20 protein-coding genes are annotated in these 21,359 nt (G+C 39.3%); 5 read left to right on the forward strand and 15 right to left on the reverse strand.

The window, feature by feature from the left end:
- Positions 1–591: 591 nt before the first annotated feature.
- The 5 genes from A374_RS13615 to A374_RS13635 form a co-directional block, all read right to left on the reverse strand.
- Entirely contained in the window at positions 592–1,002 is a 411-nt protein-coding gene (locus tag A374_RS13615) for a YjdF family protein (RefSeq protein WP_007202805.1), read from the reverse strand.
- Between the two features lie 144 nt (positions 1,003–1,146).
- Positions 1,147–2,607 (reverse strand): alanine/glycine:cation symporter family protein, encoded by a 1,461-nt coding sequence (locus tag A374_RS13620; protein WP_007202806.1) that lies wholly within the window; start codon positions 2,605–2,607, stop codon positions 1,147–1,149.
- A gap of 234 nt (positions 2,608–2,841) precedes the next feature.
- On the reverse strand, positions 2,842–3,297 hold the full coding sequence (locus A374_RS21465) for a PTS sugar transporter subunit IIA (protein WP_007202807.1): 456 nt from the start codon (positions 3,295–3,297) through the stop codon (positions 2,842–2,844).
- An 18-nt stretch (positions 3,298–3,315) separates the two neighbouring features.
- Positions 3,316–4,710 (reverse strand): PTS fructose transporter subunit IIC, encoded by a 1,395-nt coding sequence (locus tag A374_RS13630; protein ID WP_007202808.1) that lies wholly within the window; start codon positions 4,708–4,710, stop codon positions 3,316–3,318.
- A gap of 231 nt (positions 4,711–4,941) precedes the next feature.
- Complete coding sequence (locus tag A374_RS13635) at positions 4,942–6,885, reverse strand: BglG family transcription antiterminator (protein WP_007202809.1); 1,944 nt, start codon at positions 6,883–6,885, stop codon at positions 4,942–4,944.
- Between the two features lie 168 nt (positions 6,886–7,053).
- Here A374_RS13635 and A374_RS20935 point away from each other — a divergent pair, with 168 nt between their 5' ends.
- The gene (locus tag A374_RS20935) at positions 7,054–7,194 is read left to right on the forward strand and encodes a hypothetical protein (RefSeq protein WP_169314002.1); all 141 of its coding nucleotides are present in this window, start codon (positions 7,054–7,056) and stop codon (positions 7,192–7,194) included.
- A gap of 56 nt (positions 7,195–7,250) precedes the next feature.
- Here the strand turns inward: A374_RS20935 and nheC are convergent, their stop codons facing one another.
- The 6 genes from nheC to A374_RS13665 all read right to left on the reverse strand — a co-directional run bounded on the left by nheC (position 7,251) and on the right by A374_RS13665 (position 16,041).
- Entirely contained in the window at positions 7,251–8,315 is a 1,065-nt protein-coding gene (gene nheC, locus A374_RS13640) for a non-hemolytic enterotoxin subunit C (protein ID WP_007202810.1), read from the reverse strand.
- A gap of 36 nt (positions 8,316–8,351) precedes the next feature.
- Positions 8,352–9,317, reverse strand: coding sequence for a hypothetical protein (locus A374_RS13645; protein WP_007202811.1), 966 nt, complete (start codon positions 9,315–9,317; stop codon positions 8,352–8,354).
- A 76-nt stretch (positions 9,318–9,393) separates the two neighbouring features.
- Positions 9,394–10,590, reverse strand: coding sequence for a non-hemolytic enterotoxin subunit B (gene nheB / locus A374_RS13650; RefSeq protein ID WP_007202812.1), 1,197 nt, complete (start codon positions 10,588–10,590; stop codon positions 9,394–9,396).
- 39 nt (positions 10,591–10,629) lie between these two features.
- Entirely contained in the window at positions 10,630–11,790 is a 1,161-nt protein-coding gene (nheA, locus tag A374_RS13655) for a non-hemolytic enterotoxin subunit A (protein ID WP_007202813.1), read from the reverse strand.
- Positions 11,791–12,482: 692 nt separating this feature from the next.
- A complete protein-coding gene (locus A374_RS13660; RefSeq protein WP_007202814.1) occupies positions 12,483–14,321 on the reverse strand; it encodes an ABC transporter ATP-binding protein in 1,839 nt (612 codons plus the stop codon).
- Positions 14,314–16,041 (reverse strand): ABC transporter ATP-binding protein, encoded by a 1,728-nt coding sequence (locus A374_RS13665; protein WP_007202815.1) that lies wholly within the window; start codon positions 16,039–16,041, stop codon positions 14,314–14,316. Before A374_RS13665 ends, A374_RS13660 begins: the two co-directional genes overlap by 8 nt.
- 188 nt (positions 16,042–16,229) lie before the next feature.
- Between A374_RS13665 and A374_RS13670 the strand changes: the two genes are divergently transcribed.
- From A374_RS13670 to A374_RS13680, 3 genes are read left to right on the forward strand one after another with little or no spacing between them, the layout of a single operon-like run.
- Entirely contained in the window at positions 16,230–16,430 is a 201-nt protein-coding gene (locus tag A374_RS13670) for a YwbE family protein (RefSeq protein ID WP_007202816.1), read from the forward strand.
- A gap of 12 nt (positions 16,431–16,442) precedes the next feature.
- Complete coding sequence (locus A374_RS13675; protein ID WP_007202817.1) at positions 16,443–16,793, forward strand: ASCH domain-containing protein; 351 nt, start codon at positions 16,443–16,445, stop codon at positions 16,791–16,793.
- A gap of 12 nt (positions 16,794–16,805) precedes the next feature.
- Positions 16,806–17,246, forward strand: coding sequence for a DUF2269 family protein (locus A374_RS13680; RefSeq protein ID WP_007202818.1), 441 nt, complete (start codon positions 16,806–16,808; stop codon positions 17,244–17,246).
- 64 nt (positions 17,247–17,310) lie between these two features.
- On the opposite strand, the gene A374_RS13685 is transcribed toward A374_RS13680, so the two are convergent.
- Entirely contained in the window at positions 17,311–18,273 is a 963-nt protein-coding gene (locus tag A374_RS13685) for a dipeptidase (RefSeq protein ID WP_007202819.1), read from the reverse strand.
- Between the two features lie 170 nt (positions 18,274–18,443).
- Between A374_RS13685 and A374_RS13690 the strand changes: the two genes are divergently transcribed.
- On the forward strand, positions 18,444–18,839 hold the full coding sequence (locus tag A374_RS13690; protein WP_007202820.1) for a hypothetical protein: 396 nt from the start codon (positions 18,444–18,446) through the stop codon (positions 18,837–18,839).
- 74 nt (positions 18,840–18,913) lie between these two features.
- Here A374_RS13690 and A374_RS13695 read toward each other — a convergent pair whose 3' ends face one another.
- From A374_RS13695 to A374_RS13705, 3 genes are read right to left on the reverse strand one after another with little or no spacing between them, the layout of a single operon-like run.
- The gene (locus tag A374_RS13695) at positions 18,914–19,621 is read right to left on the reverse strand and encodes an ABC transporter ATP-binding protein (protein ID WP_007202821.1); all 708 of its coding nucleotides are present in this window, start codon (positions 19,619–19,621) and stop codon (positions 18,914–18,916) included.
- Positions 19,621–20,400 (reverse strand): ABC transporter ATP-binding protein, encoded by a 780-nt coding sequence (locus A374_RS13700; RefSeq protein WP_007202822.1) that lies wholly within the window; start codon positions 20,398–20,400, stop codon positions 19,621–19,623. The genes A374_RS13695 and A374_RS13700 overlap by 1 nt, the downstream gene beginning before the upstream one ends.
- Positions 20,375–21,349, reverse strand: a complete 975-nt coding sequence (locus A374_RS13705) for a branched-chain amino acid ABC transporter permease (RefSeq protein ID WP_007202823.1) — start codon at positions 21,347–21,349, stop codon at positions 20,375–20,377. Before A374_RS13705 ends, A374_RS13700 begins: the two co-directional genes overlap by 26 nt.
- Between the last annotated feature and the right edge of the window lie 10 nt (positions 21,350–21,359).

Below are 21,359 nucleotides of genomic sequence, written 5' to 3' on the forward strand. Positions count from 1 at the left end.
TTTTATTTACTTTTTTGTATGTAATACGACATAACTAGTCCAATACCTTTCCAATAGGTGAGAATTTTGTATAAACTTATCATCTTTTGTATAAAAAAAGGAAGTTATTGGGACACACTACTTCCTATGTTTAGTGGTGCAACCGGGGAAAATAACGTGCTTGCGTGCCGAGTCAATATGCTGCGCGCAAACCAGAATCTCTTGTACGCTTCATTCTTTTCGCAATAATTGAATAGCTTTTACGAAATTTTTTATCAGTTTTGAGCGCATTTACGAGATTACCTCCTAATTTGCTCTGTTTTTTTTTCCCTTACATACATTATTGAAGGCGATTTACCTGGTCTGCGCGCGAACCGAGGACTCCTGCGCGCGAATGGACTTGGTCTGCGCGCGAACCGAGGGCTCCTGCGCGCGTATGGATCTGGTCTGCGCGCGATTACAGAGGAGCACTTACTCCATTTTCGGTTGTATTCAATGGCTGCTTATATACGCAAGACTAAAGAGCGACATAAAAAATGGCTTCATCATCGAAAAGGATGATAAAGCCATTTTTTATGTGTTAAGGCTGTTTATGTCTCAGCCTCTTCATTTTTAACGACCACGGTGTTTTTCTTTTTTCTTGGCAATCTTTAGTTGCCGCTTATATGCAGCATGAGCTGCTTTTTGTTCTCTCGATACTACTTGGCGCTCTTTTTTTCTTTGATTCAGTGCGACGTTCAAAGCCTCTTGTGCATAGGTTTGAATACCTTTCCCACGACTTTCTTTAGCTGCGAGACGGGATAAACGCTTTGGACTCACACGTTTTTGAAGTGTAGGTTGAAGAGGCATGCCAACAGCGCTTTCATTTAGAAGCTCCGGCAGCGTATACAACGTAAAATCCCATACTTCTTTATCTTTTGGTTCCGCACCAAAAATGTGTTTTTTAACGGTGAACCGCTGCTCATCATAGTATTCAAGAACACCAATCCAATACGGCTTTTCATAGTACACAGTAAACTTCATCAAACTCCCCCTCTATTTAAATAAAAGGAAATAATGGACATCCCGAGGGGGGAAGGCTACTAGCGTAGAGAGATCTACGCGCCTGGACTACCAACCAGGCTGTGATTTTTCATTTCCAATAATAGGATAGATCAGTACAAACAATTAGGATACTTTTTCAGTAGTCGGTTCTTGATAGTCTTTTTCCCAGAAGTTAGCTCCTTTAATGCCTAGTTTCTTAGAATTAAAGACAGGATCAAGCCCTCTTTTCTTTTGAGCATCATAATCTTTTAGTGCTTTCAAGGCCGGTTTGGCTAATATTAAAATAGCGATCAAGTTTAGCCATACCATAATTCCTAAGCCCGTATCACCTAACTTCCATACGAGGCCGGCATTTTTCACGGCACCATAAAAGGTGGCACCAAGAATGATAATTTTCAACAACGGAATTGCCCACTTATTTTTGCGTCCATTAATAAGATACGCAACATTCGTTTCAGCAATGTAATAATAGGCCATGATCGTTGTGAAGGCGAAGAAAAACAATGAAACGGCTACAAATCCAGCACCAAACCCTGGGATTACTTGTTCTACCGCAGCTTGGGTAAAAGCAGGACCCGGCTCAACGCCCTGTAATTTATTAAATAAGAAGGTTTTATCAGGCGCTTGTGTATTATACATTCCTGTAAATAAAATCATAAATGCTGTTGCTGAACAAACGAGAAGCGTATCAATGTATACTGAAAAAGCTTGAACAAGACCTTGCTTTGCGGGATGAGATACTTCAGCAGCTGCTGCTGGATGCGCCCCTGTGCCTTGTCCTGCTTCATTCGAATAAATACCACGTTTTACTCCCCATTGCACAGCCATACCAACGATTCCACCAAAAACAGAATCTAACGCGAAAGCGCTTTGGAAAATGAGTTTAATAACATTAGGAAGTTCTGTAATATTAACCGCAACGATAATAAGTGATACGAGAACATAACCAATTGCCATAAATGGGACAACATATTGAGCTACGTTCGCAATTCGCTTTACTCCGCCAAAAATAATGATAGCAAGTAATACGACAATAATTGCACCTGTAATGCTTGTATTTGTGCCAAAAGCATTTTCAATTCCCGTGGCAATTGAGTTAGATTGTACACCTGGCATAAGAACGCTCATTGCTAGCACTGCTGCAAAGGCGAATAACACCCCAAACCATCGCCAGCCAATTCCCTTTTCAATATAATAGGCTGGTCCACCGCGATATTCTCCGCCCTGTTTTACTTTATAAATTTGGGCAAGTGTGGATTCGATAAAAGCTGTAGATGCTCCGATAAAGGCAATGGCCCACATCCAAAAAACGGCACCTGGACCACCAAAACCAATAGCTGTAGCTGTACCTGCAATGTTTCCTGTCCCAACTCGTCCTGACAGTGCAATCGCTAACGCTTGAAAGGAAGAAACACCCGCATCAGAGCTTTTCCCTTGAAACATAAGCTTAATCATATCTTTAAATAATCGTACTTGTACTAAGCGCGTCAATACCGTAAATACCAAGCCAATGCCTAAGCAAATATAAACCATAGGCTGACTCCATAAAATAGTATCATTTAAATATGTAATAAAATCTTCCATCCAAATCCCCCTTAATCTTAAAATCAGAATTTTTTAACTACTATAAATTGTAAGTTATTAACTTCTATAAAACAACTAATTTTGACAAAAAAAGGATGATTTTTAAAAGATTTTACTACTTCGGTAACAAATGTTCTAAAAAAGTGCGATAGCGTATTTCTCTTTTCATCAGCTATAGAGCAAACAAAAAACCCAAACAGTGTTTACTACACCTGTTTGGGTCATGACTAGCTATTAACCGATTTGCTCAAGCAACTGCCACGCTTCCTCTTGCGTCGATGCTTGCAATAACTCGTTACGAAAAGCTTCATCCATGAGTTTAATAGAAAGCATTTGTAAAATTTTTAAATGTTCATTTCCAGCACTTTCTTCCGGCACCGCAATCATAAAGATGAGTTGGGCTTTGTCACCATCAACACTATTCCAATCAACACCATCTGAACTTAAGCCAAATGCAACTGCAGGTTTGTTGACTGCTTTTGATTTTCCATGAGGAATCGCTACTTTAAATCCGATACCCGTACTCCCCTCTTTCTCTCGCTTCTCAATAGCTTTCTTAAATTTACGTTTTGATTTTAATACCCCTTCAGCATCTAGTTTTTCAATAAGAAGGTCGATGACTTCATCTTTTCCTGCCCCTTTGAGTGCAGGATCCACAAGGTTCTCTGTCATTAATTCTGTTAATTTCATATTAAATCACTCCTGTACTTAGCTAATATTTTTCTTTAACACGTTAACCATAAGCGCTGTCACAATTACCCCAGCAATAATGCCAACAAAATACATAATGGGATGACTAATTGCTCCCAAGACAGCAACGATGGCTCCACCATGAGGGACGTTATTTCCTACATGACTCAGCATTACTATAACAGTAGCTACCATGGACCCTACCATAATGCTCGGAATAACTCGAAGCGGATCTTTTGCTGCAAATGGAATTGCTCCTTCAGTAATACCAACGAGTCCCATCGCAATCGCAGCTTTTCCAGCTTCGCGCTCTGCTTTTTCATATTTTCGTTTGTTAAGTAGGGTAGCAACACCCATTCCAATTGGCGGAACACAGATAGCTGCTGCAATAGCACCCATGATTTGCACATTTCCTTGTCCAATCATACTTGCTCCAAATAAAAAGGCTACTTTATTGACAGGACCACCCATATCAAAAGCAATCATTGCACCAAGAATTAAGGCTAAAATGACACTTGATGCTCCCTGCATGCCGTTTAAGAAGGTTGTTAACCAACTCATAATGCTAGCAATTGGTGCTCCAACAACGAAAATGAACAGACTAGCAACAACAATAGAAGCCAGTAATGGGATAATTAAAATAGGCATAACCGGCTGAATCATTTGTGGAACTTTCCATGTCTTAATCCATTTTGCTACATAACCTGCCACAAAACCTGCAAGAATTCCTCCTAGGAATCCCGCCCCTGCTGCACTGCCATAGAAGCTACCATTTGCAGCAATATAACCACCAATCATCCCAGGAGCTAATCCTGGACGATCGGCAATACTCATGGCGATAAATCCAGCTAAAATTGGTACCATAAAGGTAAAGCCTGCGACACCTACATCGTTAATTTGCTTCCATACCGAATCTTTTGGAATTTGCAGACCACTATCTGTTGGCACGCCGCCAATCGCAAGCGAAAGTGCGATTAAAAGACCTCCAACGGCGACAAATGGAATCATGTAAGATACACCGTTCATTAAATGACGATAGAAAGCATTTTGCTGACTTTTGCGTTCTGCTTTTCCTTCCTCAACAGTTGCTCGACTTTCTTCGTATACTTCGACATTTCCTGTTTCAAACTTCTTAATTAACTCTTGCGCTTTATGAATACCATCTTGAACACCTGTTTCAATTAGCGGCTTTCCCACAAAACGACTCTTATCTACATTTTTATCCGCTGCAATAATAATTCCATCTGCTGTTTGAATTTCTTCGCTCGTTAATTCATTTTCCACACCAATAGAACCTTGTGTTTCCACCTTTATTTCAACACCCAATGCCTCCCCAGCTTTTCGCAAGCTTTCGGCTGCCATATACGTATGAGCAATGCCGTTTGGACACGAAGTAATAGCTAATACTTTCATAAGTAATCCTCCAGTTCTAACAGGTTTATAGTCTAAGTGTAGCGTACAAAATTATGATAAAAAATTTTTTATTTACCATAAGTTACGGTAAAAACGCATTATATAAAAACGCTTACATTCTTGCGATTTTAAACGATGAATTATAGCGAAACTAAACTCTCCTAAGATAGGAAAGAAACATTGCCAAAAAAAAGAAACGAGGCGCATAAACCACGTTCCGTACTTTGTGACTCAACAAAACAAAGCATAAAGAGCTTTAGTATCTTCTGCTTGTTGAAGTGTTCGAATCCACTGTAAATTTTCTGTTAGCTGAAAGATTTCTTTAAATAATGCTTGTAGCTGGTGATGATCTTCTTTTCGGGCAGCAAGTTGCATTACAAGTGACACCGAGGTTGTGCCCCATTGCATAGGTGTCCGCATAACCGTAATAGCGAGAACTGTTCGAAACACAAAGGATGGATTACCATGAGGAATGGCAATTTCTCCGCCTGCAGCTGTAGATGACTGCTGTTCTCTTTGTAACACACTTTCTAAATACCCTTCCATCACATATCCTTGTTGCTGCATCGCTGTTGCCTGCTCTTTAATAATCGATTCTCGTGTACATGGCTTGCTTTCAATAAACACGAGTGTTGGTGTCATAAACTGCTGTATCAACGATTCTCCTGGCGCAAATCGCTCTTCTTCGTTTTGCTCAATAAACTGTTCTATCTTTAATTCTTCCTCTTCAGTCATAAGCGGCGATATGACTAGAATGGGCACATCGGAGTATTCAAAGGCAACCGTACTGATTACAAGATCCGGATGTTTTTTTTGAATTTCACTTGGGGCATCATGTAACGAAGCCGTTCCTAGTATTTCTAAAGAATGAAACTTTCGTTGAAGCTTTGTTACAATAAGCTGAGACATACCAATTCCCATTGTACAAACGACAAGCACTTTACGATGTTTCGCATTTTTCTTTTCAAGACGCTCATTGGCCGCTTGAAAATGCAAGGTAAGATACGCAATTTCGTCTGGCGGAAAAGCTACAGCCATCATATGTTCTAAAGGCGGAATTACATAATAGATCAGCTCAAACATTGAAAAGTATCTTTTTTTAATTTCTTTCATCATAGGATTAGCTAGCGGCAAACCATGCTTTATTCGATAAAACGTCGTTTTCACATGGGCAACAAGCCCTTCGATGAGAAGTGCATCTTGCGTAAAAGGCGTATCTGTCACTTCAGAGATTGCTTTTACTAATCTCTTCGTAAATTCTACTACGTCCGTACCGGCCTCTTGCAAGAGCTTCTGATTTTGAGTCTGATCAATAAAGTCATAATACACCTTTGCACCAAGCACACGGATCGCTAAATATTGTTGCTCCTCTGGAGGAAGTTTCACAACAAGTTGACGTTCAAGTTGATGAAGGAAATGGAGGATTGCTTCATATTCAGGAGACTCTGCAACTTTCCAAGCTTCTTCTGGTGCAATGCTGATCCGGCTACCTACTTTGACCCGGGCGATTGCTACCAAAATGTGTGTTACAAGTTGATTGACGGCCTCATCAGTAAAAGAGCCAGTCATTTTCTGTTGTAATTGTTGAAGACCTGCCTTTACAAGTTGAATTTCATGCGCAGCAAAAATAGAATGAATGTATTGTTGCTCTTCTTCAGTAGCGAGAATTAACATCCCCGTCAAGCGTGAGAGCGCTTCCCTTCGTGCTTGTTCATTGCCCTTTAAAGCAATACCAACCTTTTGCTTCACAACTATAGTAATACCAAAGGTTTGTAACCATGCCTCCATTTCCTCTAAATCGTGACGAATCATTCCCTTGTTCACATAATATTGGTCCGCTAATGCTTGAAGCGTCATCTCTTTATTCTTCAAAAGAAGCTGGCGAATGAGTTGATATCTACGAACTTCATCGTCCTTATTCGTATGAAGAGTGGTCGCAACCCTCTTTTCTTTCATATGCCGCAATTCTTGTTCGCTACCTTCTAAGTACAAACCTACGCCTCTTTTACGAACAAGTCTTATCTTTTCCGTTTTTCTTAACTCTTGATCAATAACTTTACAATCATTACGTATCGTTTTTTCAGAGCAAGACAATGCTTCTGCCAAATCATGAACAGAAGCTCCCCGTTTTCTTTCAAGTAGCAGTGTAATAATAGCCTGTTGTCGCTTGTTCATGTACCTTTTCACCTATTTCTTCGGATAGCATTTCTATCCTAAAGTTCATCGTCCTTTTTGACTATAAGTTTAGGATACTAAAAAAAGATGTCAAGAAAAGCGTTTTCCTTCTGCTAATAATAAAGAAACGAGAAATTAGGAACACTACAACTGTAAGGAGGTAGACGAATGAAAGAAGCAATCATGAAACGTCACTGTGAAAAGTGTCAAAAGGAAACAGAGCATGTGGTTAGTGAAGATGCACTTGAAATACAATATGCGTGTCAAACGTGTGGCTCAGAAACAACAGAAGTAAAAAGTTTTTTTTAACTCGACACTAAAATGAAGCCCTCTTAAGTTCACAATCGAAACAAGAGGGCTTCGTTTTATTCTACATGCTCAACTGCAAACTGACTTAAGTCATCCCAACTTTTCTTCGCTACTTGTAGATCTTCTTCAAGGAAGTTAAAGTCATCAGGCGTAACGGTCTTAAGATTTTTTATTACATTATTATATTTACTTTCAATAGATTGCCAGTAATTTGAAACAGATTGTAGTGCCGTAATGGCTGAGTCAATCGAGCTAGTTAAATTATTCACCTGATTTTTTACATTCATTAAAACTGCTGCTTCAGCTTGTGTAGAAGAAAGCTCCGCTGTTTTTTGAGCAAGGACATTTCTTCCGTTATTCACCATTTTTTTGCCATTAGCAATCATTGGTCCACCTGCTATACAGCCAATGCCAGTGGCACATAGGACGCCACCTGCAATAATTAAATCATTTCCTTTTTTAATGGAACCATTAATCTGATTAATTTCATTTTGTAGCAAAGGTAACGTTGCATCGTTAGCTGCTAAAATAGTCGTAATTTCTTCGGCGTCGGTTTTGAAATTTTGTGTATCCGAAGTAATACTACTACGGTATTGAGATAAAAGTGAAATAAGTTCATCTGTTTTCGCTTTGTTTTCAGAAACACTCGTCATAAGGTTTCCTAAATGGGACGCTAATGCATTGGCGTCCTTTTTCTTGACATCTTTTACTAACGTATCGTACGCCTCATGAAATGTTTTGCTATATGCAATGATACCTTGTGTCGTTGCGCTCATTTTTGGTGCAATCGTATTGATCCAGTAGGAAGCATTTCCACGAACATTCGATTGATGAGTGGTAATACGACTCTTTAAGCTATTATTCACATCACGAATGCCATTTAAGTCTAGTTCTTTTTGCTCTAGGATCATCTTTGCATACGTATCGAGAGCTAGTGCGTTAGCATTCGATGTTTGCATCGCTTCTTTAAACTCGCCTGCTCCTAAAGAATAGCTTTTTGCATATTCTTCCTTGGTTACCTGTTGTGCATCGAGTTGTGCATAGGACGTTGCTGCATAGCTCATGGTTAATCCAGTAATTCCTGCTGTTATTACTAGTTTTCTAATCGTATGTTTCATCATCTCACCGGCCCCTCTATTCCCCACGATGTCTTTGGTTTATACCTGTTGAAACGTTTGATTTCCGTAATCGTATGTTTCTTTCCAGCTTTTCTTTAAAACGAATAGATCTTCACGTGCAAATAGCGACGAATCAAACGTTAATTGCTTCATATTTCTCATAACAACGGAACACTTGCCTGCAGCATTTTGACAGTATTGAATGAATGATTGCGTTGCATTAATAAAGGCATAGATTACAGACAACAGCTGATTCCCTTCTTGTAGCAATGCCAGAAAAAAATGATCCTCTTCGCGGAGAGCAACGCTTTTTTCCTCCATCGCTTTTATTTCTTCGTCTGTTAAGAATTGAAATTGCTCATATACCCACGCTTCATTTGGGAATGCTTCTTTACTTTGCATTTCTTTTGCAACCGCATCTTTAAGTGCTCGTGTTTGTTTTTCTATAGTAGGTAGTAGTTCTTTCGACGCTTGCACATTTACTGTCCATGCATCTACATATGTTCGTAGTGTTGCCGCAAAATCCATTAATTCATTGCGATGTTGAGCTAGTAATGTTAGACAATGCTGATATCGTTGTTTATTACGCTCGATTTCTCCACAAATTGGTTCGATGTAAGCAGCATTAAACGTAGCTGACTCAAGCTTTAGTAACTTCATCTGGCTTTGAACGTAAACATTGTTCGTATGAACTTCATACATGTCATGTACAATGGTTACGTAGTTTGAATGTAACCATCGTTGAGTATAGTCTACAATTTCCTGTTCCATCGAATGAAAGCGATCTAACTCTTTCTCGTCCACTCCAGGAAACGTCAGCATTTCATGTTTTTTTTGTGTTGTAATCGCTTGGGCAAGCTTGCTCATCATAAATAATTTACTCGAAACATGTAGCTTACTTTCAGGAATAGATGACTTTGACCGTTCAACGACCTGGATCTTTTCTTTTATATCCTTCTGCGATTGTTTGTTCTTTCGATTCATCCAGCGTTGTAATACAGACATTGTTCTCTCTCCTGACGTAATATGTGTATAGCCAAAAACCTTCCGTATGAACGGAAGATCTTTGACACATGATTGATTATTTTGCTTCAGTTACTTTAACATTATTTTGTTGGAATAAGTTATCTGCATACGTCTTAACGTCATTCCAGCTCTTCTTAGAAACTTCTAAATCTTCTTTAATGAAGTCTAGATCTTCTGGATCAAGCGTTTTTACATTTTTAATAAGTGATGTGTACTTAGAATCCATGCGCGACCATTGTGTTTTAATGGCTTCAAGTGACGTAATTGCTTGATCAATCGTATCTGTTAATGTACCAAGTTGGTTTTTCACATTTGTAATATAACCGACTTGAAGCTTTGCATTACTAAGCTCTTTCGTTACGTTTTTCAAGCTTTCTTGTGCTTCATCACGTGCTTTTGTTGCAAGAACAATACCAACTGTTCCACCAACTGTTGCAGCTGCGCCACCCGCGATAATGGCTACGCCAAGCGGAGTACCAACACCGGTTGCGATTACGATTGCTCCACCTACGATTGCTAGTGGCCCAATAGCCGTTGCTACTGCGGATCCAATGATTGCACCGTTTAGGTCTCTCACCGTTTTGTTATACGTCGTAATTTGATTCTCTAACAACGGAATACCTGCATCTTCACTAGCTAGGATTGCCGTTACTTCATTTGCATCGTCTTTGAAGCTTTGCGTATCTTTTGATAATTTATTACGGAAACTTTGTAGTTCTTGAATCAAGTTCTCTACTTCTTCTTGGTTTCCAGAAATTTCTGTTTTAAGTTTCGTTAAGCCTGTTTCTAGCGTCTTTTTATTTCCATCATCTACCGCCTTAATAAGGGTATTGTAGTAGGTTGAAAATTTCGTATCGTAGTTAACGATATTTTGGTTTGTTTGAACAATATGTGGCTTAACCGTATCTAACCAGAAGTTTGCATTTGCTTTTGATAATGACTGATGAGAATTGATTTTCCCTTTTAACGTATCATCAATCGATGTTACACCATTTAATGTAATATTTGCTTGTTTTAAAACGGATAATGCGTATAGATCCATTACGATCGTATGGTTACCAGTTTCTGCAAGTGCTTCTCTTAAGCCATCTGGCCCTAATTGGTATGATACTTCTTTTTGGGCTGCTGCCTTAACAGATTTAACGGCTGCAGGTGCATCGTTCGTTGCTGCATACGCTGGTACAACACTTCCTGTGAATAGAGCAGCTGCTAGTGCAGTCACGGTCATTACTTTGTATGGTTTTTTCGACATGATTGTTTCTCCTTTACGTTGATGTAGAGTAAAAATGGATTAAGATAAAACTTCAACTTGAGTCGTAAAGTCATCGAATTGCTTTGTTTGTTTTCCAAGGCTTGTGCTAAATTTATCTAACTCTTCAAGTTTTAATTTAACTGCCGATGGCTTTACGCCATCTTGAGTAAGAGCTGCACTCAAGTCATCCATATTAGCGCTGAATTTCGTCCAATCTTCTACTAAGAACTTATAGATTGCAATTTGGCGATCAACCATATCTGCAAACGCACTTGCTTGATCTTCTACAATCGTAATTTGTGTTGCTTGACCATTAAGTAGCGCTAATTTTTTGTATAGAGGCATTAATGCAGCTGTTTTCTTTTGGATAACGGCATAAGCAGCAGTTGCTTTATCATCACTGACATCAATTAGTGCATCTGCGATTTTACCTACTGAAGCAAAATCAAATTTTTGCGAAGTTCCTGTTTCATTGACAGTTGTAAATACTTCCTCACTTACTTTGATTGAGCCTTTGATGATTTCTTTCGGACGACTTAAGACAATTGTTAATTGTTCTTGAATCTCGTCTTCAATTTTCTTAATTTCAGCACGAACATTTGCTAGCTCTCCACTGTTCGCATTGAGTGATTCGATTGCTTTATCACCTTTTGCTGTGAGATTTTGGTTATCTTTATCAAGCAACTGTTTGTAGCGCTCAAGTTCAACTAATGTTTGCTCCATATCATCTTTTACGCCAGAAGCTTGTACTTTTAATTTATTGAAAGCATTAAGGAAGCTTTCTTTAGCTGCTGGATCCGTATCGAACTTTCCAGCAAGTTCAGCTAATTTTGGTTGATATGCTGCATAACGACTGCTAAAGCGCATCATATCTTGATTAAGACTAACTAATTTTGGGCTTTGCTCATCAAGCCATTCTTTTACATTGTTTTTTGTAACGCGTTGTGCCGATACAAAACTAGTAAGTGCTGTTCCTTTTACATCGGGTTGCTTAAGAACAACAAGTCCGTAAGCTGTAAGTAATGGGGTTTGTGATCCAAGTTTGAAAATAGATGATGATAACGTGTTTTTAATCGTTACGTCACCTACGTTTGTGACAGCAGTTGCTTTTTGAGGCGTTGCTGCAAGTGCATTCATTGGAACAGTAGCTCCAGCTGCTAAAGTAGTGGCGAGTACTCCGGTAATCAGTGTCTTTTTCACGTTCATTCCTCCTGAATGTAATAGCTAGATTTTTTTGGTAGATAGTAAATTAAGTAGTGCTACTATTCGGAATATTCAGTCTAAAAAGAGTTCATTCCACCTACTTTCGCAAACTTAACATTACTAGTGCTTCCAATCCCTTGCTATGAAAGCGTTTGTGGCTTTCTGTAACTTCATTAAATCATGGAATGTGAAGAAAGTAAACGGGTTAAATATCGCCTAATATTGGTAATTAATGATTGAAAAATTATTTCAAGAAAACGTTATCACGAAAACATTTGCGGATTTTTCAGAAAATTATCAAATAAGGCCTGTGATTAGGCTACTTTGTAGTTATTCCAAAACAATATTATCTCTTGAAATACTAAAATCAGTTAACAAATTTTTAAGAATCTATTGTATGAAAATCACTAAAAAAGACGATTTTATTCTATTATTTACCATTTTTAGATATAACTATAATCAATATACAGTATCCTAATTAATAAATAGACCTATAAATGTACCATATATTGAATTTACAAGTGTCTTGTCACTTATCGATTTTTTTCTTAAGATTCTAGGTAAAATCATTGTTATTGGCGTCTCAACAGCGTAGTAGCATTCTCAATTACGCATCATTTTTGATCCATTTACGAAAAAAACTTTATCATCTCGTGAGAAATGATAAAGTTCTTCGTATAAATAATAGATTAGCCTTCTACTTGATCGAACTGACTTACATATAATTCTGCATAAAAGCCTTTTTGAATGAGTAACTGTTCATGAGAACCATCCTCTATTAATTCTCCTGCCTGCAACACACAAATATGATCTGCATGTCGAATCGTATTTAAGCGATGAGCAATGACAAAGCTTGTTTTCCCTTTCATTAACCGTAAAAGCGCTTCTTGTATTTTCACTTCCGTTATCGTATCAATACTACTAGTTGCCTCATCTAGAATTAATAACATTGGATCCGCTACAATGGCGCGCGCAATACTTAATAACTGCTTCTGTCCTTGACTAATTCCACTACCTTCTTGACCAATCTTAGTATGATAACCATCTCGAAGCGAAGAGATAAAAGAATGCGCATTCGCTTGCTTTGCTGCTTCCATAACTTCTTCGTCTGTCGCCTCTAAGCGACTATAACGGATGTTGTCCATAATTGTTCCTTCAAATAAAAACGGATCTTGTAGAACAAACCCCATCTGTTGTCGAATGGAACTTCTACTGTACTCCCTCAAATCATGGCCATCGATTAGAATCCGCCCTTCATTCGGGTCATAGAAGCGAGATAATAAGTTAATAATCGTCGTTTTCCCCGCACCTGTAGGACCAACAAATGCAATCGTCTCTCCTGACCCAACAGAAAAAGAAACGTTTTTTAACGTTGGTTGTCCTTTTTCATAAGAGAAGCTCACGTTTTCAAACGCAACATCCCCTCGTAGAGAAGCCAACTGCTTTTTCTCCTGCTCTCCTGCTTCCTCCTCTTCTTCATCTAATACCTCAAAAACACGTTCAGCCCCAGCAATAGCGGATAAAAGCGTATTAAACTGGTTAGCAAGATCATTTAAAGGACGCGTAAACTGTCTCGTATATTCAGCAAAAACAACGATTGTTCCGATTGTTACCATTCCTTTATAAGCAAAAAAACCACCCGTAGCCGCAATGAGTGCAAAGCTTCCATTATTCAATACATTCATAAGTTTTGGAATAAAGCCTGAATAGGTTTGCGCCCAGAAGCCGGCTACTTTTAATGCTTGGTTTTTCTTTAACAGCTCTTGCAGCACTCGGTCTTCTTGTGAGAAAGCCTTGACAATGCGCTGTCCAGAAATACTTTCCTCTATATAACCGTTCAAATCTCCAAGTCTCCGTTGCTGCTCTTTAAATAAGCGCCCTGTTCTTTTAGTAATCCAACGCATACCAAAAAACATAATTGGAACGATGATCAGCGAAACAAGCGTGAGTAGCGGACTTAACCAAAGCATAAACCCGAGTGTTCCCATTAAGGTGAGCACACTGGAAAACACTTGAATAACTGAGCTATTTAAAGTCGAGCTAACATTTTCAATATCATTAATAACACGACTCATAATTTCTCCGTACTGGCGGCGATCGAAATATGAAATTGGTAGTTTGTGCAACTGGGTAAAAAGCTCTGTTCTCATCATAAAAACCGTTTTTTGAGAAATACCAATCATCCAATAGTTTTGAAACCACAATGCTAGCGAATTCATCACATACACACTCGCTAACCCACCTAAAAGGAGCACAAAACCTCCATATTGCTTCGGAATAATATAATGATCAATAGCCCGACCAATTAAAAAAGGGCCAAGCAAGCTAGCAATTGAACTAACGACAACCATCATAAGTACAAGCATCAGCATTAGCTTTTCGCGAGCTAAATAGGCCCAAATCCGCCCAACCGTTCCACGAAAATTTTTTGCTCTCTCCTTTTTTTTGCCGCGCTGACTTACAGCAGGCTTGCGTTCGTCAAGGTGTAGTCGTTCATATTGAAACGGCTCCTTTAACTGCTTAAACATCCTGCGTCAGCTCCTTTCCTAGCTGCGATTCACAAATATGCTTATAGAGGGATGAACGTTGTAGTAGCGAATCATGTGAACCTTGCGCAAGAAGTTTGCCGTCTTCCAATAGCAAAATACGATCAGCTCTTTTACTTGTAGCAACCTTTTGCGTAATAATAAGCGTCGTCACATGAATTTCTCGTAACGCTTCCAGCAGTCTGTGTTCTGTTTGTAAGTCAAGTGCACTTGTACTATCATCTAACAATAAGATAGCAGGTTTTCGTACGAGTGCTCGTGCAATAGATAACCGCTGTTTTTGACCACCAGATAAGTTAACACCTTTTTGACCAATTTTCGTTTGAAAACCTTGTGGCAACGCGTCAATGGTTTCTAAAATTTGTGCACGCCGACAAGCTTCTCTCACTTCCTCTTCGGTCGCATTTTCTTTTCCCCATAATATATTTTCTTGTACCGTCCCTGTAAATAACAACGGATCCTGCGGGACAAAGCCGATTTGTTTCCTTAATATTCGGGGCGGGAGCTTTTTTACATCAACGCCACCCACTAGGATATTGCCATTTGTAGCCTCGTAAAGCCTTGGAATGAGCTGAAACAGTGAAGTTTTCCCGGCTCCCGTAGCTCCCATGACCGCAATCGTTTCACGGTTGGATACTGCAAAAGAAAATTGGCTAAGCACTTGCTTTGAACTACCTGGATAAGAAAACGAAACGTTATCAAACAGAATACTACCACTTGCTGTAGGAAGTTCAGCCGTCTTTTGTTCTTTTTCAGTAAGATCAACATCAGCTCCTAGCACTTCATTAATTCGTTCGGAAGATGCTTTTGCTCGGGAAAATGTCATCATGATCCATGAAAACAATCCAAAAATAGCTGTAATGCGCATACTATAATTGATAATTGCGACTAAATCGCCTACTTGCGTGCTCCCTGCTTGAATTTGCAGATTACCAAACCAAAGAATACAAAGAATAGCTGCATTCATAATGACTAATAAAACTGGTGTAGTTGCTTCCATTAGTCGTAAGCCTTTCATTGTATTATCTTTTAATTGTTCATTCACGTTAGAAAAGCGCTTCCTTTCATAGGTGCTCCGTTGAAACGCTTTAATGATTCGGATTCCAGATAAATTTTCACGCATGACGCCATTAACCTTGTCTAATCCAGTTTGCAACGCTCGAAATACAGCATTCCCTTTTTTCATGACCCATCGTAAAAAGAAAAAAGAGAGTGGCGCTGCTACAACTAGAAATAGTGCTAATCTAACATTTACAAGGAGTGCAAGAACAAGACCTCCCATGACAAATAACGGAGCACGCAGCATAATTCGCAGCGTCATATACACCGTATTTTGAATTTGTGTGACATCATTCGTCGATCGTGTAATGAGGGAAGAGGTAGGATAGCGATTAAAATTGGCTAATGAAAAAAATTGAATTTTAGTAAATAACGCCCTACGAACATCATAGCCGAAGCTTTGACTAACATGAGTGGCGAAAAAAGAGTTTATAATGCCACCACAAAATGCAAAAAGCGCAACGACCATCATAATAGCACCCCAAAAGAAGATGGCATGTACGTCTTTTTGCATGATGCCTTCGTCTATAACTTTAGCAATTAACAACGGTTGAACAAGTTCAGCTGCTAGCTCTGCTAGCAAAAAGAAAAGTGCAATAAAAAACGGGAGCCGATACGGTTTTAACATCGAAATAACTTTCATCGTTGTTGTGACCACCCCTTTCCAACATCTGTCTTTAGTCTACTCTGTCTATATCATACATCGTCTCTTACAATTATTATACTATTTATACTTTTCATTTATTTATGTCATATTTTCAGAAGCGAAACTAGCTCTGCAAACGATTTTAAAAGCGTGTTATACTTCTTTTAGAGACGAGGTGATGATTTTTGGACGGACAACAAAGACGAGACATTACGGTCGGCTCTTTAGTACGCATCGTTCTTAAGGAACATCAACGAAGCGGTCAGTTAACCGAAGGCATTGTAAAAGACCTTTTAACAAAAGCAGCTTTCCATCCGCATGGCATTAAAGTTCGGCTTCAAAGCGGACAAGTAGGGAGAGTAAAAGAAATAATCCAGAAAATTTAAGGAGGGATCATCATGACTGTTGAAGAAAGAAATAGCCAGCTACCACCTAAAACATGTAGTATAGAACGCCTCGTTACTTTGCCTAAAGATGTAGAAAAAGTAGTGGCAGGTAAGAAAACGGCTACGCGCCGTAATGGACGCTATGCTGATATTGGCGAAATGATGGAGTTAAATGGTCAACAATTTATCGTAGAAGATGTGTATGTTCAAACGCTTGGTGAGTTAACGGATCAACATGCCGAGCAAGAAGGCTTTGAAAATGTCGAAGCCTATAAACAATCCATTCTTTCTATTCACCCTGGTATGCCTTGGTTACCGCATATGAAAGTATGGGTCCATGAATTTCGCGCATTCCAAGCGTAATTTACCCAATCAATGAATAGTGCCTATCCATTACTTCTATATGCTCATATTTTTAGCGTCATATTATCAATAGGGCCTTTTTTCATTCTTCTTCCATTTATTAAACACTTACGACAAGGTGTGCGTGCAGAAGAGAACGCTTACCTTTCTGTCTTTAAAGCCGTCGTAAGATTAAGCAAGCATGCAGGTCACGTGCTCGTCGTAACAGGGATTCTTCTTGTTTATGTGACAGGATGGTCTTGGAAGACACCATGGCTGCTTATAACCATTTTGATTCTTGTGAGCTCTTTATTTTTCTTAGCAAGAGCATTTTCACCGACCATTCGAAAGTTTGCTAACAATGACGCTCCGCGACCACCGTTAGCTTCTAAGCTACAAAAAACGATTTGGTTATATTTAGCGTTAATGCTCGTTATGCTCTGGCTAATGGTAGCCAAACCAATGTTTTGGTAACAAACAGCAGAAAACCGACCCACCTTGTCTACACAAAACGAGGTAGGTCGTTTTTATTACTCTACTATCCCGGTTTACGCTGCGTATGAACGCTTCGTATAGTGGGTCGACGATGTAAAAAGTTTGTCGATGCAAATCCCCTCACTTGCTCTTCGCTATAATATTTTAGTAGTTCATTGATTAAATTTTGACTTTTCCCAGCATGCTCTAGATGTGTTACATACGTTGAAATGCCATCAAAATCAGAACCTAAGCCGACATGAGAAACACCACCTAATGCACAAAAATGATCAATATGAGCAATTAAATCAGAAATGGTTGCCTCTGTTTTGTTTTCATTAATAAAAGGTGGATGATAGACAACATGAACCGTTCCCCCGCTTTGAAAAAGAGCCCTTGCTTGATCATCTGTTACATTTCGCGGATGATTACAAATAGCTTTTGCATTAGAATGACTGGCAAATGGATAGTGGGCCTCCTCCATTACATCCCAAAAAGCCTTCTCACATAAATGCGAAACATCTGTTAACATTCCATGCTGATTTAAAAAGCGTACGACTTCCTTTCCAAAAGTAGTAAGCCCTGCTCCACGAGGTTCTAACGCTCCATCCGCCGCTAAATTGGCATGATTCCATGTTAAGCCTACACTTAAAACACCAAGTTGCCTCAATATATGGAGTTTTGTAAGATCATCCCCAATGGCATCCACTCCTTCTAAAGTAAGCATTGTCCCAATTTCACCAGCTTGTAACGTATCAAAATCTTCCCATGAAGATAGATGCTTCATCTCTTTATTTTTTTGCAAAATTTCTTTATAGTAATAATCCACTTGCTTAAGAGCCATCTGAAATTTTTGATCGAATGGTACATTAGGTTCAATGAATATAGCAAAGCACTGAACCTTGACCTTCCCCGCTTGCAATCGTTCTTTATTCGTATCCAACCTAGAATCATTGGCAAATGAACGCTCTCCTTGACCTTGTTGCAACTTCAATAATGCATCACAATGAAAATCTATAATTTCCATTCTTATCCCTCTTTCTTATTTCATCGTTAAGATTCTATCTTTTATTCTATCTCTTTTTTAAAAAGATTTTGAGAATCATAAAGGATATACTCAAAAAATGTCGAAATAGTCCAATAACTTTCTAGTTCTTTCGTGCTAGCAGTTTAGTTAAAGTTGAAAGGGAAATGTCTATGAAATCAACAAAAGCGCAGGCAGCACGCTGGTTGTCTCGATGTATACAAAAGGACCAATTGGATCAAAAACAAGACGAACCACGACAAAAAGACTATTTTTTTGTTGTTGAAGGATTTTGTAAAGTAGCACCTGTTTTTTTTATTACCCGCCAGGAGCAAGGACTTTGCTTTGGTTATCATACAAATCAGGTAGAACGGGTTCAAAAAAATGAACTTCACTGGGATGAACTTCTACAGCTTCATCCATTTGAACGAAAAAACCTCATCCTTAACCTCTTTATGACAATGATTCGTGCACGAAAAAAGCAATATCGAACGTGTCAGCGCTGTCATGATAAATTCCCACCAGAAGCAAAGTATAATTTAGTTACCTGTTTACTATGCGCTCCCTAGCATCATCCATCCTATGAGCAAGACAAAACGAACGATTATTTTTCATCGTTCGTTTTGTCTTGCGATCGTTTCGTTTAATGTCCACCTAAGTACGCCATTTTGACTTGGTCGCTTGATGTTAACTCATCAGACGTACCCGAAAGAACAATTCGACCTGTTTCCATGACGTAAGCTCGTTGAGCGATGGAAAGGGCCAAATGTGCATTTTGTTCTACAAGGAGTATGGTAGTACCCGCTTGGTTAATTTCTTCAATGATACGAAAAATAGTTTTTACAAGCAGAGGAGCTAGCCCCATTGACGGTTCATCCAACAAAAGGAGCCGCGGTTTTGCCATAAGCGCTCTCCCCATCGCTAACATTTGTTGCTCGCCGCCAGATAACGTGCCGGCTTGTTGCTTTAGCCGTTCTAACAACCTTGGAAATAAAGAATATACTTTTTCATAGTCTTGCTTAAGTCCTTCTTTATCTTTACGTAAATAGGCACCCAGCTGTAAATTTTCTTCTACCGTCATATTTGCAAAGACGCGTCTTCCCTCAGGCACATGAGAAATCCCTTTTTTGACAATAAGTTGGGCAGCCTTGCCACCGATTTCTTTTCCCTCCAATAACACGCGACCCTTTTTCGGTTTTAACAAGCCCGAAACGGTTTTTAATAGCGTGCTTTTTCCCGCTCCATTGGCGCCAATCAGCGTTACGATTTCTCCTTGTTTAACATGAAGTGATACTCCTTCAAGCGCTCGAATGTTGCCATAAAAAACCTGCACATCTTCAATGCTTAACATTAAGAAACCTCCTCTCCTAAGTACGCTTCAATCACCTTTGGATTATTTTTTATTTCTGTAGGTGTACCTTGTGCAATTAATTGCCCATGATCCAACACGTAAATTCGCTCGCAAACACCCATAACGAGCGGCATGTCGTGTTCGATTAGTAGTACCGTAAGCTCAAACGTTTCACGAATTAGAGCAATTAAGTTCATCAGTTCTTTTGTCTCTTGAGGATTCATACCAGCGGCTGGTTCATCAAGCAATAACAATTTAGGCGAAGCCGCTAGTGCGCGCGCAATCTCTAATCGTCGTTGCTGTCCATATGGAAGATTTTTTGCTTTTTCATCTTTAAAACGCTGTAATTGAAATATTTCTAAAAAAGCTAATGCTTTTTCTTCCATTTCTCGTTCTCCATTAAAATGTTGGGGTAGTCGGATAATAGAACTTAACAAGGAATGCTTTGCTTGTGAATGATAAGCCACTTTTACATTATCAATGACAGATAGTTCCCCAAACAGTCGGATATTCTGAAACGTTCGACTAATACCACCTTGTGTAATTTTATAAGGTGACAAGCCGTTTAGCTTACGATTCCCTAACATAATCGTACCTTCTGTCGGTTCATACACACCTGTTAGCATATTAAAGAACGTTGTTTTCCCAGCACCATTAGGACCGATTAAACCAACCATTTCTTTGCTAAACAATTGTAAGTCTACACCTTGAACAGCACGCAATCCCCCAAAGGATATTCCTAAGTTCTCTACATTAAGCAACGGTTTCGCTTTGTCCATCTTTCGCGCCACCCTTCGATTTCTTTTTTCTTGAGAACAGAGAAGTAATTTCTTTCGTACCCATGAGTCCCCGAGGACGGTATAGCATCACGATAATTAAGACAAGGCTGTAGATAATCATGCGCGTTTCTGGGTAATCTTGCAAAAAAGCAGATATAACGGTGAGTAAAATTGCGGAAATAACAGCGCCTGATAATGACCCAAGGCCACCAAGTACGACGAAGATCAGAATATCAAATGATTTTAAAAAGCCGAAGTTAGACGGCTGAATAATATAGAAATTATGAGCAAACAAGCCACCAGCCACTCCTGCAAAGAAAGCGCCAATCATAAAGGCTAACACTTTATAATAGGTCGTATTAATTCCCATCGCATCGGCGGCCGTTTCGTCTTCACGAATGGAAATACAGGCACGTCCATGTGTGGAACGAGTAAAGTTTAAAATGACTAGAATAGTGACTAACATGCAGCCAAATACCCATGGCCATGTCGTGAAATGCTCAACCATCATCCCGCTCGCGCCACCCACATAATCAACATTTAAAAAGGCGATGCGAACAATCTCACCAAATCCAAGCGTGGCAATCGCCAGATAGTCACCTCGCAATCGCAAGCTTGGAAACCCAATCACAAAACCGGCGAGTGCAGCAACAATCCCCCCAACGAGAAGTGCTAGCGGAAAAGGAAGCTCTAGCTTCATCGTAATAATGGCCGAAGCATAGGCGCCGACAGCTAAGAAGCCGGCATGACCAATCGAGAACTGCCCTGTAATTCCGATAATTAAATGAAGGCTCACAGCTAAAATAATATTAATTGCCATATAAACTAACGTATTTTCATAAAAAAGATCGAGTGTGCCATTGCTTAATAGAAATTGGACAACAGCAAAAATGACTAGTGATACAACGATCCCGCCCCAAAAGAAGCCTACTTTTTTTAAAAAGGCCATCTCATTTTCC

It is taken from the genome of Fictibacillus macauensis ZFHKF-1 (assembly GCF_000269865.1).
Classification (GTDB): Bacteria; Bacillota; Bacilli; order Bacillales; family Fictibacillaceae; genus Fictibacillus_C; species Fictibacillus_C macauensis.